Source organism: Acetobacter aceti NBRC 14818 (assembly GCF_000193495.2).
Lineage (GTDB): Bacteria > Pseudomonadota > Alphaproteobacteria > Acetobacterales > Acetobacteraceae > Acetobacter > Acetobacter aceti.
In genome coordinates, this window is the sequence record NZ_AP023410.1 from 251,330 (window position 1) to 267,258 (window position 15,929).

Here is a 15,929-nt window from a genome sequence, read left to right on the forward strand (position 1 = left end):
TATGACACAGAACGAAAAAACCATTCCCGTCATCATCGTGGGCGGCGGACAGGCCGGGCTCTCCATGAGCTGGTATCTCTGCCGCGAGAAGGTGGAGCACATTGTCTTTGAGGCAAAGACGGCCTGCCATTCGTGGGACGATGAACGCTGGGACAATTTCTGCCTGGTCACACCGAACTGGCAATGCGAACTTCCCGGCCATCCTTACAAAGGGAGCGACCCGCACGGCTTCATGGTGAAGCAGGAAATCATTGACTACGTCAAAGGCTTTGTTAATTCGTTCAACCCACCGCTGCGTGAACACACAGCCGTCACCTCCATCACACGTCACGAGGCCGGTGGCTATCGTGTGGTGGCGGGCGGAGAGACCTGGCACGCAAAGCATGTGGTGATCGCCTCGGGAGCGTATCAGGACGCGGTGATCCCCGGTTACGCCAGCGCGATCGATCCATCAATTTTTCAGGTTCACTCACAGGATTACCGCAATGCCGCCCAGTTGCCGGAAGGGGCCGTTCTGGTCGTGGGCAGCGGTCAGTCCGGTGCGCAGATCGTCGAGGATCTGTTTTTTGAAAAACGCAAGGTCCATCTCTGTGTTGGGTCCGCCCCGCGTGTCTCGCGTTTTTACCGTGGCCGCGACGTGGTGGACTGGCTTGCAGACATGCACTTCTATGACCTGACGGTGGATAATCACCCTCTTCGTGACGGCGCACGCGACAAGACCAATCATTACGTCACGGGCCGAAATGGTGGGCATGACCTTGATCTGCGCAAGTTCGCGAAGGAAGGCGTGGGCCTGCATGGCACGCTGGAGACAATCCGTGACGAAATTGCGCACTTCGCGCCGGACCTGAAAGAAAACCTTGATGATGCGGACAAGACGAATGCCGACATCAAGAAATCCATCGACGCCTATATCGCCCGCGAAGGCATCAGTGCGCCAACCGAAGCGTCCTACGTGCCCGTCTGGGAGCCCGATGGCAGTAACACCCCGCTGGACCTGAAGGCCGCCGGTATCACCTCGATCGTCTGGTGCATCGGCTTTCGTCCAAACTATCGCTGGATCGACGTGCCGGTCTTCAACGGAGCCAACAAGCCCGTCTGGCATCGTGGCGTGACCGATGCGCCGGGCTTCTACTTCCTCGGCCTGCCGTGGCTGCACACATGGGGATCGGGGCGGTTCTCCGGTGTCTCGCGTGACGCCGCGTGGCTGGCTAGCCAGATCACCGGCAAAGACGTGCCCGTAGCCTGAACGGAGGTAAGCGCCATGCTTCCATGGACGACATACGAGGCGATGTATGACGCAGCCCTGAACCAGCCAGAGCAGTTCTGGCTGGCTGCGGCACAGCGCGTCACATGGAAGCAGGCCCCTGTGACCGCATGCAGGACACGGTCGGATGGCTGGCATGACTGGTTTCCCGACGCCACGCTCAATACCTGCCATAACGCCGTGGACCGGCATGTGGAGAATGGGCGCGGAGGGCAGGCGGCATTGATCTGGCATTCCTGCGCCACCAGGGAACGTCAGGTTATAACCTACAGGGAGTTGCAGAGCAGGGTTGCCGGATTTGCCGGTGGTCTGCGCTCGTTGGGGGTGGAGAAAGGCGAGCGTGTCCTGATCGCCATGCCGACCATGATCGAGACGGTCATCGCCATGCTGGCCTGTGCACGGATCGGCGCTGTACATGTCGTGGTCTTTGCCGGTTACGCTGGGCCTGAACTGGCGCGACGGATCGATGATGCGGCACCGAAAGTCATCATCATCGCCAGTTGCAGCTTTCAGGGGCAGACGCCCGTTCCGTCCGTGCCCGCCCTGAACGAGGCGCTGGCTGCGGCGACGCACTGCCCACAGGCCTGCGTGATCGTGCAGCGCGAAGCGTGCCCGGTTTCGCTTCTACCGGTGCGGGATCATGATTTTCACACGCTGGAACAGTCCGCACCAGCAGAGCCGCTCATGCTGCGCTCCGAAGATCCCCTGTATATTCTTCACACGTCCGGCACGACGGGCAATGCGAAGGGCATTGTGCGTGACAATGGTGGCCATGCTGTCGCTCTCGCCTTGTCCATGGATCTGATCTACGGCTGCAAACCCGGTGATACCTTCTTCACGACATCGGATCTGGGTTGGGTGGTCGGCCATTCCTATGGCGTCTATGCGCCGCTGATCAGCGGCTGCACCAGCGTGATTGTGGAAGGCGGTGCTTCAGCTTCTGCGATCCGCATGCTCTGTCACGAACACGCAGTGAAATGCCTGTTCACCACACCAACACAGATGCGGCTGATGCGACAGGAGAGTCGCCATCTGTCAGGGGCGATACTGCCCGCGCTGGCCCGAATCTTCGTGGCCGGGGAGTATGCTGACCCAACATTGCTGGAGTGGACGCGGTCCTATTTCCGCAAACCCGTAGTCAATCACTGGTGGCAGACTGAAACCGGATGGAGCATCACCGCGCATTTTTTTGGTCTGCCCGAGCGTGAGCCGGTCTCGCTCATGAATGACATCGGGCGGCCTGCACCGGGATTCTGTCCGGCCATTGTGCCGTCCATAGCCGATGAGCAGTATGGGGAGATCGTCCTTTCTTTGCCGTTGCCACCTGGTTGTCTCGCTGGGATGTGGAAGGATGGTGCTATCCGCCTTCCGTCCACTTATCTTGATGAAATAGGTAGATATTACCGCACCTTTGATGAAGGTATGATCGAGGCCAACCGCGCCGTGCATATGCTCGGGCGTTCTGACGATGTTATCAAGGTCGCAGGCCGGAGGATTTCCGGCGTACAGATCGAAAAGATCATTGCCACCCATCCAGCCGTTCATACCTGCGCCGTGGTCGCGATCCCCGATGAACTGCGAGGCCAGCGACCTGTCGCCTATGTGGTCGTTGACCCTGAGGCCTCCTGCGAACCATCTTCTGAGGAAATCGTCGTGCTGGTCAACGAAGTCCTCGGGCGTTGGGTTGGTCTGAAGGAAGTCCGTTTCATCAGGCATCTACCGACCACGGTATCTGGCAAGATCACAAGGAAACGTCTGCTGGTGTCCTGACGGAATCAGTGCGGCATTGCCGTTGGAGAACGGCCAGTCTTCAGATCGCCTGACCGCCAGAGACTTCGATCCGCTGCGCGTTCACCCAGCGATTATCCTCGGACAAGAACGAAGCGATCATTGGACCGATGTCGTCAGGAAGCCCCGGACATCCAAGTGCGGTTACTTCTGCAATCTGGCGGGCAATATCCTGATTGTCCCGAACCATACCACCCGAGAAATCCGTCTGGATCGCACTCGGCGCTACCGTGTTGACGGCAATACGACGGGCCCCAAGTTCCTTGGCCATGTAGCGCGTCATGACTTTCACCGCCCCTTTCATGGAGGCATAGGCAATCCAGCCGGGATAGGAAAAGCGCGTCAGTCCGGATGAGATGTTTACGATCCGGCCGCCATCCGCGATCAGCGGCAGCAGCGTCTGTGTCAGGAAGAACGGACCCTTGACGTGAACACGATAGGCGGCGTCGAAATCTTCCTCCGTCACCTCGCGCGGATCAAAAGCGTGCGAAGTATGAAGACCGACATCCCCCTCCTGCAGGTCAAGAGTGCAAGCTTTGCGTAGGGCATTCTTATCGAGGGTGCAGGGATGATGGGAGCGAAGCAGGCCGCCGATTAAGTTGGCGCATACGTGAAAGTATCGTCCTGAGATCAATTCTTCAGTTCTGATCTGACAGAATGCGCAATATTCAGATATGCCTGAAGGCGCGGGATAACGAAGTCGAGAAACACTCTCACACGCTGGGGTGTCTGTTTGCTGCCCAGATACAGCGCATTGATCTCTTCTTCGTCCTGCGCGTCCGCATGAGCCAGAACCTCAACGAGGCGGCCGGCTTTGATGTCATCGCGCACATGGTAGTCGCCAAGCCGCGCCAGTCCTGCACCCCGTAGGGTCAGGCGTCTTACTGTTTCCCCGTTATTGGCGAGCAGAGGGCCTCGGACGATACGATCCGCGATGCGTCCTTTCTCCTGTAGCGGCCAGACAGGAGCGGCACGCCGGAAATTGAAGCCGAGGCATTTGTGGCGGTCCAGATCATCAATGCTTTGCGGCGTGCCAAACCGGCTCAGGTAATCCGGCGATCCGACAATCTTACGTCGTGCCGTGCCGATATGCCGAGCTGTCAGATTTGAGTCCTGCAACGGTCCGACCCGAAAGGCGACATCCGTGCGATCAAGATAAAGGTCCGTCAGTTCATCGGAGAGTGACAGGTCAACGACGATATCCGGATAGGCGTCCCAGAATTCTGGAAGGAGAGGTTCGAGCGCGAGCGCTCCAAAGGCCACCGAAGCATTGATGCGCACAGTGCCGTCCGGCCGAACTGATCCTGTTGTGAGCGCATGTTCCATATCGTCAAGTTCGGCGATCAGCGCCTGGGCACGCTCGTAGTAAAGCTGCCCTTCCGGCGTAACGGAAAGGCGACGTGTCGAACGTTCGAGCAGGCGTACGCCAAGGCGTGTTTCAACGCGGGCAATCAGTTTGCTGATCGTCGAGGGCGTTGTCATCGATAGACGCGCTGCTTCGGAAAAACTGCCGCTTTCCACGACACGCAGAAACATCTGCATTTCGCCAATCCGGTTGTCCATCAGCGTCCCTTTGATGAAACAGGTTCACAAGTGCTGTGGAGAAGCGACGGATTATCAAAGCCTGTCAAGTTCGTCATGTTCCGTAGGGAACAGATGCCGCTCGTACTGTTGATGCGCCATCATATTGAAAATTCTTCCGGATAATCGGTCTGAATTCTGGTCAGGCGTATCCGGGATACTTTTTGCAGGACACTATTGTGATGAAAAACATTCTCCTTCTGAACGGCGGAAAGGCTTTCGCCCATTCTCATGGTCGTCTGAACGATACGCTACACGACGCCGCCCTTGCGGTCCTGTCGAACGCGGGTTTCAGCACGAGGCAGACAAAGATCGACGCTGGCTACGATATTCAGGCTGAAGTTGAAAATATTCATTGGGCTGATCTGGTCATCTATCAGATGCCGGGCTGGTGGATGGATCTGCCATGGACCGTCAAGAGATATGTTGATGAAGTCTTCACCGCTGGTCATGGCACGCTTTACGCCAATGATGGGCGCAGCCGGTCGCATCCTGAGCGTAAATACGGTTCAGGCGGCCTGCTGCAAGGAAAGCATTATATGCTTTCCCTGACATGGAACGCCCCGGAAGAGGCCTTTGTCGATCCGGACCAGTTCTTTGAAGGGAAGGGGATTGATGCGGTCTATTTTCCTTTCCATAAGGCCAATCAGTTTCTGGGGATGACACCGCTTCCGACGTATCTGGCGACGAACGTCATCAAGGAACCACACGTTGAGCAGACGATCGTGCGCTATCGCGCCCATCTGGCAGACGTTCTTGGCTTTGAGGCGCCCAAGACTGGTGTCGCATCGTAATGCAGAGCACAGGATCATCCCGGCAAATGGAATCGTGAGAATAATATGAAGACGTAGACTCAGGGCCTGTTAATTCATTGAACTGAGCATGTTGTTGTGATTCAAAGGCTTGCCAGTGGAGGGTGGGTCTGTAAGTGAGTTGTTTCTGCTGTCTGAGCGGCAGATGGAGAGGATCAGGCCGTTTTTCCCACTGGACCCATGGTGCACACCTCGGGTGGATGACCACCGTGTTATGGGCGGGATTGCTTGTGTGATCCGCTACGGTCTTTCGGGATGATAAAGCGGACATAATAGCTTCCGCGCTTCATCGTCAGATTGCTCATGTTACCCATGCCCGTCTTCTAGTCCTCAGGACAGAAGCTGGACCAGTGACGCACGGTCACAATCACAGTGACGCTTGCCACGTCTGACTAACTGATTTCATTGGAAAATTGAATGTCTGGCGGAGAAGGTGTCAACCACATTATACATCTACTATTATGTTTTAATATAATTTATTGAAAGATTTATCTTTATGATACCCCGTAATATACCCCGAGCCTATATCCGTTGATATCTCAGCTATTTTTCTGAATGCTCTCCAGCGTTTGCGTGGCAAATCCAGCGTGTCATGGAAAGTTGGACAGAGCCAAAATTAGGCCTTTCGAGATTGACCGTTTCGAACGGTCATAGAGCTTCCGAGATAAGGATCTAGAAAATCACGAGTGGAGCATTAGCGCAAGGGAAGTGACACCTATGGTGACGAAGATGGAGATTCTGCTCTACGACGTGTAATGCGATACTCGCAGTCGCATTATATGCGGTCGCCAACATGCCCACTCCAGTCAACCGACCAGTCTCGTGATCGCGTAGTCTCGTGGTGACACGTCGAAGCTCTTGGCTCCATTGAACAACGGCCCCACTTTCATCCAGAACCAATGCCTGCAGATGATGTCGTGAATCATTGGGGCACCAGCCCTGTCATAGATGTCGTTCGTCATCCGATGGCAGCATACGTACGCGGATGCTCACCAGGTAATTGGAGCGTGAGAGTCGTTATCCAGAGTCGTGGCAGAGAGCGGTCGGCAATGCTGGGCTTTCACAAAACAGTATCACGATAAAGTGATTTAAGGCTTCAAATCACATACGGAAACGCTCCATAGTAATCCGTAATGCTCCATGACTATTTCGCACTGTAAATCCGGTCGACATAAAAGCATGTGTTTTTATTTTGTGCTTTAATTTTTCTGGATTTTCTCGATGTCACGCGGTTAGCGTCACCGTAGACAAACAGGGAGACTGAAATGATACAAATCAGCGATCCGGATTACTTTTCTACGATCGAGCGCATTGAATGGCTGAAAGGTCATACGCGTCTTAATGCTGAAACAGGTGCCGCAGAGATGTGGAATATTGCTTGCGAGCAGTGGGTGGCGGTGTGGCCAGAAAATCTGGATGAACACTACCCAGCACTTGTAAAAGGCAATGTCGGTGCCAAGGAGGCATGGAATGAAATCTCGCTGGCTGCGAAAGCGTCTTCATCTGGAAAAGAACTCGACCCGGTCAAAGGGTATTACTCGTCAGCGGCAATTTCTCTCTGGGCACGTGAAAACCAGCGGATAGGTCAGGAAAGTGGAAAACTGGAAAGAAGAGATCCCATAAACCGGCAGTGGTACGAGGTTGAGTCTAAAGAGTGGTACTATCTTATTCCTGAAGCCTTTACGAGCTACGTTCTCCGCAGTCGCCTCGAGCGTTGCTTCAACGAAGAAGAGGCTAAACTTCGAGCTGCTTACAATGCTCAGAGAAATCCCGTGGACGACTTCGGCTGGCCACCCCCGGAGAAGGTTTCTGTTGGATTATTTTTCGGAGGGATCGAATTTAAAAATAATGCGTTTTTTCTTCGGAAAGATCCAGTTGATAAATTTGGTGCACTGTTAGCTGAAGCGGCAGTTTTCGACCTGCTTTTTGGAGGTAAAGGGCGTAAAGATGACGCATTTTTTAATGAAGACCAACAGCAGACAACCCTTGATGTCGCTCTTGACCAATTCGATCCAGGTATTTTTGAAATATGGGCATCAGCAAGTCAGGAATTGCTGACTTCAAAGCGAATAGTTGAAGCGTTTTTTGAACGACCATGGCCGATTGGAACTGCGCAAACGCGTCGATTATGTATGGAATTAGAAAAGGCTGGCTGGAAAACATGTCGGAATGCACAGGAGCGCTGGTGGACGAAGCAATAAAGAAGTGTGTTGAGAGGCCGGCATGAGTGGGAAAGTTATTTTTCTGAATTTCGGGTCAATCCAATGGATTTTTTCATAAAATGTATTGGATTGGCTATCATTGCGTATGAACATTCCTGCTCAGGCCGCCGCCTTTATTTCAGAGGTAGACGGTGTTATGTACTTTCTGGCGTGAGTGTTGCAGAACAGCTGGATGAATACTGCACGCAAACCATATCCGTCTGATATCAGTGACGAAGAGTGGTCTCTGATTGTTCCGTATCTTCTTCTGATGAAGGAAGACGCGGAACAACGGCATCATGATCTGCGTGATCTGTTCAACGGTCTTCGATATGTGATCCGTTACGGCATTGCGTGGCGGGCGATGCCGAACGATCTTCCGCCGTGGACTGCGGTTTATCAGCAATCCCGGCGCTGGATGGAAGCGGGATGTTTCGAGGCTGTTGTCCACGATCTCCGGGCTGTGCTGCGGCTGGCTGCAGGAAAACAGGCTGAGCCGACAACGGCGATTATCGACAGCCGGACACTGCGTTCGACCCCGGAGAGTGGATCGCGCGCCGGGTATGACGGCGCGAAAAGAAAGAACGGATCGAAGCTGCACATGGCGGTCGATACCCTGGGGCATCTTCTGGCCCTGCACGTCACCCCGGCAAACAGGGACGACCGGGAAGAAGTCGGTCCGCTGACGGAAGCCATTCAGCAGGCAACAGACGGGAGCGTTGAACTGGTATGGGCCGATCAGGGCTATACCGGATCAAAAGCGGCGAAAGCTGCTGAAGAGCAGGATATCACCCTCGAAATCGTCCGGCTGCCTCAGTGTCTGACCGAAAATGAGTTGAGTGATTTCAGCGGGTTATGATTCATGGGTTTGCGATAACCTGATGAGATCAAGATGGCCTGGACTGAAATCACCCGAGCGCAGTATCAAAGGGACGACCTGGAATATGCAAGCGACCTGCGCAATGCGGAGTGGGCGCTGATTGCGCCGCTGATGCCCGAGAAGAAACGGCTGGGCAGACCACGACGTACGGATTTGCGCCGGGTCATGGAGGCGATCCTCTATATCGTCACGACCGGCTGTCAATGGCGGCAGTTACCTCGGCACTTTCCGGCCTTCACGACCGTACAGGGCTATTTCTACCGTTGGATCCGCGAGGGAAGATGGGAAGCCATGAACCATATTCTCGTGATCCTGTCGCGTGAGCAGGACGGGCGAGACGCCACGCCTTCAGTGGGCATTATTGACAGCCAGTCGGTTAAAACCGCTGAAAATGGCGGCCCCCGCGGTTATGACGCGGGCAAGAAGATCAAGGGACGCAAGCGACATATCGCGACCGACACGCTGGGTCATGTCGTGGCGGCTGTTGTACATCCCGCCGACATTCAGGATCGTGATGGTGCGCCGCTGGTAGCGACCAGAATACGCTCATTGTTTCCCTGGCTTCGCCATCTGATCGGTGACGGGGGATATGCTGGCGAGAAGTTGCGTGGTACGCTGGCTGAACTCGGCCGATGGACGATCGAGATCGTCAAACGTAGCGATCGGGCCGAAGGCTTCGTCGTCTTGCCCAAACGCTGGATCGTGGAGCGTAGCTTTGCATGGCTTGGACGTTGCCGTCGCCTCACGAAGGATGTCGAGACAACAATCTCGTCATCCTGCGCATGGTTGATGATTGCCCATATCCGCAGAGTTCTGCGAAAAATCAATCAAACCGCTTTCTGATTCAGGCTCTCAGGCAAAACGGGGTTTTGTGTTGCTGCCCCGCCGATGGATCGTGGAGAGATCGTTCGCGTGGGCAACACGATGCAGAAGGCTGGTGAAAGACTACGAGCGCTGCGCTTCAACCCTCGCCGCAATGCACACCATCGCCTTCGCAGGTTTCATGCTGAAAAACGCAGCCCAACTGCTCTCCCTAAGTGCATAACACCCTCTAGTAGCAGGCTGATACGCGATAAGTATTTGTCTGCTTAGGCTCATTACTGTTCAGCACAAAATTACGGTGGGACGGATGCTCCGGTCGGTAAATCGACCGGAGCATCCATATGATGGCGACAATTGGCGCTGTCCACGTCGAACACCCACACGAGGCCAAAACACCATCTACCTCCTACCGTTGCCAAATCGTCGATTTCTCTCTGGGGTGTTATAAGGGTATACTCGACTGGGTCAGGTTCGCGTACGAACGCAAGCACGCAAGGGGCGGGCGGCGTATGCTGTATGTCCATCTTGCTGTCCGGTTGAACGCCCTGAAAGGCGACCGCCTGCATTTCACCATTTTTATCGAGATGAACATGTAGACGCCTTGCGCTGCACCCATCTCTCAACAACCAGACATGACGCACGCGCTATCCGAATTTGTCTGGTGGATGATGTTGCTGTCTCCCTATAGCCCCGATCTCAACGCGATTGAAATGACATCCTCCGTGATCAAAGTTCATCTGTATCCGATTGGCGGCGGCCTTCCAGACATCAGCCAACAGATAGTCATGGGTTCGTCTGGCCTTATCCGTATGACATCATCTGTCGTGACATCATTTCCGCAAGCGTAGGCACGCTGAAATACGATGACATCATCAAGAGCGGCATCACGGGACAGCATGACGCTCTCCAATATGCCGTCACACCAGAGCCATGACAGCCTGTCCCGTCTCAGAATGGCGTCATTTTCTCCGAAAATAATGAGGTTCGGTGACCTGTCATTCGCTGAAATAAGCGTCAATCGGCTGCTTCGACCCTGATTTAAGGCACGATACCGCATTTTGGTGCGCAGGGCGCACGCAAAACGCCGAAAAACGACGGTTATCCGCCATTTTTCGCATGGTCCTTCGAACGTCGCCGGATGCGCGCCTGACGGCGCGACTTTGACCCCGTCAAAGTCTGCATCCGGGAAACCGGAAGACAAGGTCTGTGAGAAGACGATCGGACAGGGCGACATCCTCGGTTCTGAGGGCTGTCGATGAAGGGACTGGTCCCTTCGTTCCCAGAGAGAAGAACGTGGCGTCTGGGCCTGTGTGCCCTCGCCGTGTCCTTCCTCGCCTTTCAGGACATGTTTCATGATACGAATTTCGTCTTCCTTTTTCTCTCCCGCCTCGCCGGTCAGTGCGTTCCGCTCTGACGGTGTGGGACAGCTCACGTCCCTTCGGTTGCGTCTGATCAGCTGGTGGCCGGCCAGACCCATGACCGGCTTTACCGAGGGCAGCCGCTTCGTGGTCGTGGTGCAGAATATCCTCTGGACCCCTCTCACCGTTTCGACGGTATGGGATTACGTCCGCACGATGGAGCTGCATCACGACGCCAGCGGACGGCTGTGCTTCGATGAATCGCTGGTCTTCGCCGAAGAGGGCATGGAGGCTCCGAACGCCATCGCCGTCTTCAACTACCATTTCCTGCGGCGCTTTCTCGCGGAGGACGACCCCGCACTGGCCCTGCCGGGCCTGTGCCTGCATCGCGCGGCCCGGGAGCTCTGGCCGCATCTGATGTTCCATACGCCGATGAGTCTGATCGTGCATGCCGCGTCCAGCGGGCGGCTGGCGGGTCTGGCACCAGAAGACCTGCTGGGGCTGACAGATCCGCAAAGGGATCTGTTGCTGTTCGACGCCCTGAGCCGGCAGATCAATCCGTCGAACCTGATCTGCCTGTCAGCCTCTACAGCGGTGGAGGCTGCCCCTGTCATCAACGGTCTGGCTGTTGATCCGCGCTGGTTCAGCACGGCGTGCGCGCCCGGCTACAGCCTGCAGGCCGGCCTGGAACATCTCGGTGTGCTCGAATGTCCCGAAGAGGATGATCTGCTGCCGGTCGATCTGTCTTGCCGGGGCCACTGAACGCTTTTTTTCTCTCTCTCCCAACCCCTGCTTTTTTCATGGCCTGCCCCAGACGGCTTTTCGGTCACCGGACGCTTCAGGAGCGTGCCGGTGTCGATCTGCGTCTGCAGGGCAGGCAGGAACAAGGATTACCCCTTTATGTCTGCCGAACATTTCTCTCTGCCCCGCACTGGCCTCGACCGGCTGATCGATGTCTGGCTGCAGATGCACGACGTGCTGCTGCCCGCCCTGTGTGTCGCCCGCGATGACGGTCCGGACGACACGCTGCCGTTTGGCCGCCCGCTGGAAGGCCATGTGCTGCTGCTCGGTGATCTCCTCGAAGATTTTGGCGAGACGCTTCAGGAGGTCATGGACAGTCCCGCTTCGGCGTGAATGCCGGATCATCTCTCCATCAACTCTGGTCATCACTCTGCCATCGGACAGAAACCCTTCTGTCCGATGGCTCTGCACAGGATTTTCATCATGCGTTATCAGACCTCACGCCATCAGACAGGCCCACATGGCGTATCCCGCACCAGTCGCCGTCTTCGCCAGACCCGTCGCCTCTCGCCGTGGGATGCGACAGACGAGGACCTGCAGTTCATGGCAGCACTCACCGAACGGCTGGGCGCACCGCCGGTCTCGACCATGATGCGCTATTGCGGCCCCGAGGCCCGGCATCTGGACCAGCTGGGCGAAAGCCTCGGTGACTGGCGGCGGGTGCTGGAGGCGCTCGCCCGGCGTTATCCGGATCTGCCACGATCGGGACAGCAGGCGTCCGACGGTACGACACTGGACTCCGCACCCGAGCGGATTGTCTGGGAAACCCTCGTGCAGCTGGTTCCCGATGAACTGGACGTGTGCTGCCATCCCTGGCTGGAAGAAGGGCGTTATCTGCGCAGCGATTTCGGTCTCTGCGCACCGGATGAGGAGACCCCGCTGGTCTGCATCGAGGTGATGGGCATGCTGGGCTCCGACCGGATCTGCCGGGCGGATGTCGAGGAAGCCTCTCTGGACCGTCTGGAGGACAAGCAGGACTGGTTCAGTCAGCCGGGCCGACCGCTGCTCCGCGTGATCTGGCTCGACATGATGGCGCACCCGGACTGGCTGGAGGCCATCTGTTCAGAAGCCATCGAAGCGGCTGTCGCTCAGCTTGTCTGCAACGGGGAGGAACGTCGCACATTGGTGCCGGATCGTAATGCACGATATGGGAAGCGACGTTCTCTCTCTTCTCCATACAGACGTGTGCGTGAGTAATGTGTGCGTGACGGAATGAACCGCGCCAGCTTTCCACATGGAAGGCCGGTTGCCGTTCAGTCGTTTTTGTCATCATGTGGCGGCAGCAGTTCAGGCTCTCTCCCGTCCTGCTGTCTGTCCACCTCCAGTGCCTTCTCGATCCGGGCTGCTCGCCACAGCAGGACGGGAGCAGCAAGGAGAAACAGAATGCCGGAACCGGGTGTGAAATAGAGATGGAAGCTCGAGAACGCAAAAAGAAAGCGGCTTGTCTCTGTCTGCGATGATTGCAGAAAAACGTAGATCCTGACGAGACAGAACAGCGCCATGCTCCATGACGCGCGATCACAGTAAAGACGAGGGATATTGAAGGAGGCGCGCTTCCGGCTCAACCACGATGCACCAAAACAGGCGATGGTCAGGCAGAGTATGATGCCCAGAATATGAAACCCGCTGAAGCCGGCGTGCTGAACCGAATTCATGCCGCGTTCGACATGGCGGTACGCACAGGACAGAAACCCCGCCAGAACGGTGCTGCCCAGCGCAGCCAGAGTCAGTTCATCCGGCGTGTTCCAGAACACACCCAACCGGGCCCTGATCCCTTCAAAATCGATGTCATTCCTGTTCATGGCGGGTTCTTTTTATTCTGTGTCGATGACGGCGCGTAACTGATAGGCGTGTCTGGCTGCCGACCAGCTCCAGACAGGCGTCTTTGGACCCGGTCCTCCGAAACTCAGATCGTGAACACCGTCATGACGGCTTTCCAGAATGGCAATGGCGGCAGCAGAGTTCTGCCACACGACATGATGCGTTCTGTCGAGAAGGGTGTAGCGGGCGCCATCACCCCCGAAGCAGGCTGGATCTTCTTCGATGACCGCCGTGAGGATGCCGGGAGTACCGCCGACATCAAGAGGCAGGATTTTGGGTGTCACGCGTGTCCCGCACAGATCGTGATACTGTCCGGCTGTTTTCGTGAGGTCGGGGACGGCCTTCAGGGTGGCGGTATCCGAGGATGTGGCCGGTCGGGCCTGCTCTGCGCTGAGCCAGTGGGCGTGCGCAATCATCTGTCTGTCGCTCTGACTGGCCGCCTGAGCGTGAGCAGAAACAGTGAGCAGCGACAACATGGCCGACAGGGGTAAAGACAGGAAAGGTTTCATGAAGGGAGTCCGTTTCATGGAGGAAGCAGATGTCACCCGTCATCCGGGATGCCGGATGCGGGCTCAGAAGACGCCGCTTCCGGTTTTGACCGCCGAGGCATTCATCGTGTGATGCCAGACGACGTCACCGTTAAAGAGAACGGTCAGGGTTTTCTCGGTGCCGTGTGTGCCCTGATGGAGATCGCCATACAGCGGAATGAAGTTCGCCGCGTCCGATGAGGCATTGGTGAAGGAATAGCGCCACTGTTCATGGCCGCTGTCGGTAAACGAGCTTTCACGGGGATCACCGAACTGAGCCCGGATCTGGGCCTTTGTCGTGACACCATCCTGAATCTTCTGGTCGATGGAGGTCACTGTTTCGTTCTTGAGGCTTTCGTTGCCTTCCGTGGCGCAGCCGGACAGCAGGATCATGGCTGTCAGAGAAACAGCACCGCCGAGCATTTTGAGCGAGCGTGAGGACATGGAGGCATTTTCCTTTTTTGTGAGATGATGGAAAGATCGGATATTGGAGGCAGTTGGATGTGTGTCTGTCTCGCCGACTGTATTCAGGCGGATTTATTTGATTTCGTCAGTAAAAGTGGTTTCTGAATCGGACCTGTTCAGTCGAGCCCGTAGAACTTCCGTCGTTCTTCTGCGGTCCTGCATTTTTCCAGCATCGGCCTGCGGGGATAGACCCACGCGGCAAGCCCGAAACAGAACACGATGACCGGATGAAAGGGGATCGATATGACAACCCCGCAGATGACGCAGACGCAGGCACAGAACAACGTCATGTCACGAAGTTCCTTGCGGTTTGCGGCTTCTTCCGCGCCATATTCTTCTTCATAGGCGGCAAGGCGGGCAGCCTTTTTATCGACGCTGCTCTCACCGGCCTGCAGAATGGTGTCATTGAGGGGCATCGTGCTCTCTCGGTCAGTCATGACGGTGGAACAGAAACATGCACGCCAGATAGGAGCAGATCATGATGAGGCTCGGAGAGAGGACATCACTCGTGACGAGCCAGTCGCCGAATTTATTCAGGTATACCAGCAGGATGATCCCGCCCACCACGACCCCGAAGACAAGGGCTGTCAGAAGCAGCATGTCAGGGTGCTCCTGCGCCATAACGGACAGAAAACACGCTGAACGACGCGATCCGACAGGGTGTGCGATCGAAAACTGACAGAGACACCATCATGACCTCCCGATGGCAGAAGGGCGAAAAGCGCTGGCCCTACATGCCTGATGGGAGGGATAATTTACGAGATATCGCCTGCCGTCAATACGAAATATCGTATTTTGTGACAGTCAGCTCTTCGCCGGTCGTTTCCGGCCGGGTCGTTACGGCCGGGGCACGCCGCCGGTCCACACAACTTCACCCAGCAGCCGGAAGCAGCCCAGCTGGTTTTCTTCGACATCCTGCGGCGGGTAGCGGTGGTTGTCGGCTATGACCCGCACGCCGCCGCCCAGACGAGGATCGAGGCGGCGGATCATCAGCGTACCGCTGCTTTCCAGCGCATAGAGGGCGCTGGCCGTGACAGTCGTCACGCTACGGTCGACGATCACCAGGTCGCCTGAGGCCAGCGTGGGCTCCATCGCATCGCCCTCGCTGGTCATCAGGCAGAGGGCAGAGAGATCCCGGGGGATGGCGCTCTGCAGCCAGTCGCGTCCGATCCGCAGGCCGTCCTCGTGATTGTCGTGCCAGGGAATGACAATCTGCCGGGTGGCGGTGGCTGTTCCGTCCGGACTGTCGGTTCCGGGGCCTGTGCCGCTGCCAAAGGCCAGCCAGTCCAGGGAGACTCCACAGACGCGGGCTAGTGAAGCGATGGCGGAGAATTTCATCTCGCCACCGTTCATATAATCCCGCAGGGTCGTGTAGGGGACGCCGGCCGCTTTTGCGGCGTGGGTGATGCCGATGCTCTGGGCGGCTTCACGGAGACGCTCGCCACGCTCGCGCATCAGGCGGATCTGTTCATCCATGAGCTTGCGCTTCTGTCTGCGTTTGCGGGCCACACTTTCTGTCCTCATCACAAAATGAGGACGCTATACGGATTCCCGCTTGATATGTAAGTCGGAAAAGCGTAGTTCTGTGAATCGAAATGTTGCGGGA

Annotated in this window: 16 protein-coding genes and 2 pseudogenes; 10 read left to right on the forward strand and 8 right to left on the reverse strand. The window is 56.4% G+C overall.

The window, feature by feature from the left end; translation table 11 throughout:
• Position 1 precedes the first annotated feature (1 nt).
• On the forward strand, positions 2-1,249 hold the full coding sequence (locus EMQ_RS01135) for an MSMEG_0569 family flavin-dependent oxidoreductase (RefSeq protein WP_018307615.1): 1,248 nt from the start codon (positions 2-4) through the stop codon (positions 1,247-1,249).
• A gap of 15 nt (positions 1,250-1,264) precedes the next feature.
• Positions 1,265-3,037, forward strand: coding sequence for an AMP-binding protein (locus tag EMQ_RS01140; protein WP_010667690.1), 1,773 nt, complete (start codon positions 1,265-1,267; stop codon positions 3,035-3,037).
• A 40-nt stretch (positions 3,038-3,077) separates the two neighbouring features.
• On the opposite strand, the gene EMQ_RS01145 is transcribed toward EMQ_RS01140, so the two are convergent.
• Entirely contained in the window at positions 3,078-3,689 is a 612-nt protein-coding gene (locus EMQ_RS01145) for an SDR family NAD(P)-dependent oxidoreductase (RefSeq protein WP_010667691.1), read from the reverse strand.
• The gene (locus tag EMQ_RS01150) at positions 3,686-4,618 is read right to left on the reverse strand and encodes a LysR family transcriptional regulator (RefSeq protein WP_010667692.1); all 933 of its coding nucleotides are present in this window, start codon (positions 4,616-4,618) and stop codon (positions 3,686-3,688) included. The genes EMQ_RS01145 and EMQ_RS01150 overlap by 4 nt, the downstream gene beginning before the upstream one ends.
• A gap of 200 nt (positions 4,619-4,818) precedes the next feature.
• Between EMQ_RS01150 and EMQ_RS01155 the strand changes: the two genes are divergently transcribed.
• The 8 genes and pseudogenes from EMQ_RS01155 to EMQ_RS01190 all read left to right on the forward strand — a co-directional run bounded on the left by EMQ_RS01155 (position 4,819) and on the right by EMQ_RS01190 (position 12,707).
• Positions 4,819-5,430, forward strand: coding sequence for an NAD(P)H-dependent oxidoreductase (locus tag EMQ_RS01155; protein WP_010667693.1), 612 nt, complete (start codon positions 4,819-4,821; stop codon positions 5,428-5,430).
• A 1,283-nt stretch (positions 5,431-6,713) separates the two neighbouring features.
• On the forward strand, positions 6,714-7,649 hold the full coding sequence (locus EMQ_RS01160; protein ID WP_190653915.1) for a hypothetical protein: 936 nt from the start codon (positions 6,714-6,716) through the stop codon (positions 7,647-7,649).
• Positions 7,650-7,842: 193 nt separating this feature from the next.
• Positions 7,843-8,466 (forward strand): annotated as a pseudogene (locus EMQ_RS01165) (IS5 family transposase); the annotation flags it as partial.
• 75 nt (positions 8,467-8,541) lie between these two features.
• A complete protein-coding gene (locus tag EMQ_RS01170; RefSeq protein ID WP_010669084.1) occupies positions 8,542-9,372 on the forward strand; it encodes an IS5 family transposase in 831 nt (276 codons plus the stop codon).
• A 10-nt stretch (positions 9,373-9,382) separates the two neighbouring features.
• A pseudogene (locus EMQ_RS01175) lies at positions 9,383-9,574 on the forward strand (transposase); the annotation flags it as partial.
• Positions 9,575-10,703: 1,129 nt separating this feature from the next.
• A complete protein-coding gene (locus EMQ_RS01180) occupies positions 10,704-11,471 on the forward strand; it encodes a hypothetical protein (RefSeq protein ID WP_010668778.1) in 768 nt (255 codons plus the stop codon).
• A 138-nt stretch (positions 11,472-11,609) separates the two neighbouring features.
• The gene (locus tag EMQ_RS01185) at positions 11,610-11,843 is read left to right on the forward strand and encodes a hypothetical protein (protein WP_010668777.1); all 234 of its coding nucleotides are present in this window, start codon (positions 11,610-11,612) and stop codon (positions 11,841-11,843) included.
• Between the two features lie 90 nt (positions 11,844-11,933).
• A complete protein-coding gene (locus EMQ_RS01190; protein ID WP_231367978.1) occupies positions 11,934-12,707 on the forward strand; it encodes a hypothetical protein in 774 nt (257 codons plus the stop codon).
• Between the two features lie 56 nt (positions 12,708-12,763).
• Here EMQ_RS01190 and EMQ_RS01195 read toward each other — a convergent pair whose 3' ends face one another.
• The 6 genes from EMQ_RS01195 to EMQ_RS01220 all read right to left on the reverse strand — a co-directional run bounded on the left by EMQ_RS01195 (position 12,764) and on the right by EMQ_RS01220 (position 15,799).
• Positions 12,764-13,312 (reverse strand): hypothetical protein, encoded by a 549-nt coding sequence (locus EMQ_RS01195; protein WP_010668775.1) that lies wholly within the window; start codon positions 13,310-13,312, stop codon positions 12,764-12,766.
• Between the two features lie 12 nt (positions 13,313-13,324).
• A complete protein-coding gene (locus EMQ_RS01200) occupies positions 13,325-13,840 on the reverse strand; it encodes a hypothetical protein (protein WP_010668774.1) in 516 nt (171 codons plus the stop codon).
• A gap of 63 nt (positions 13,841-13,903) precedes the next feature.
• A complete protein-coding gene (locus EMQ_RS01205; RefSeq protein ID WP_018307608.1) occupies positions 13,904-14,302 on the reverse strand; it encodes a hypothetical protein in 399 nt (132 codons plus the stop codon).
• Positions 14,303-14,439: 137 nt separating this feature from the next.
• Positions 14,440-14,739 (reverse strand): hypothetical protein, encoded by a 300-nt coding sequence (locus EMQ_RS01210; protein WP_010668666.1) that lies wholly within the window; start codon positions 14,737-14,739, stop codon positions 14,440-14,442.
• A 13-nt stretch (positions 14,740-14,752) separates the two neighbouring features.
• Positions 14,753-14,923 carry a hypothetical protein gene (locus EMQ_RS01215; RefSeq protein WP_018307607.1) on the reverse strand — a complete coding sequence of 57 codons (171 nt, stop codon included), beginning with the start codon at positions 14,921-14,923 and terminating at the stop codon, positions 14,753-14,755.
• Positions 14,924-15,160: 237 nt separating this feature from the next.
• Positions 15,161-15,799, reverse strand: a complete 639-nt coding sequence (locus EMQ_RS01220; RefSeq protein ID WP_173585204.1) for a LexA family transcriptional regulator — start codon at positions 15,797-15,799, stop codon at positions 15,161-15,163.
• Positions 15,800-15,929 lie beyond the last annotated feature (130 nt).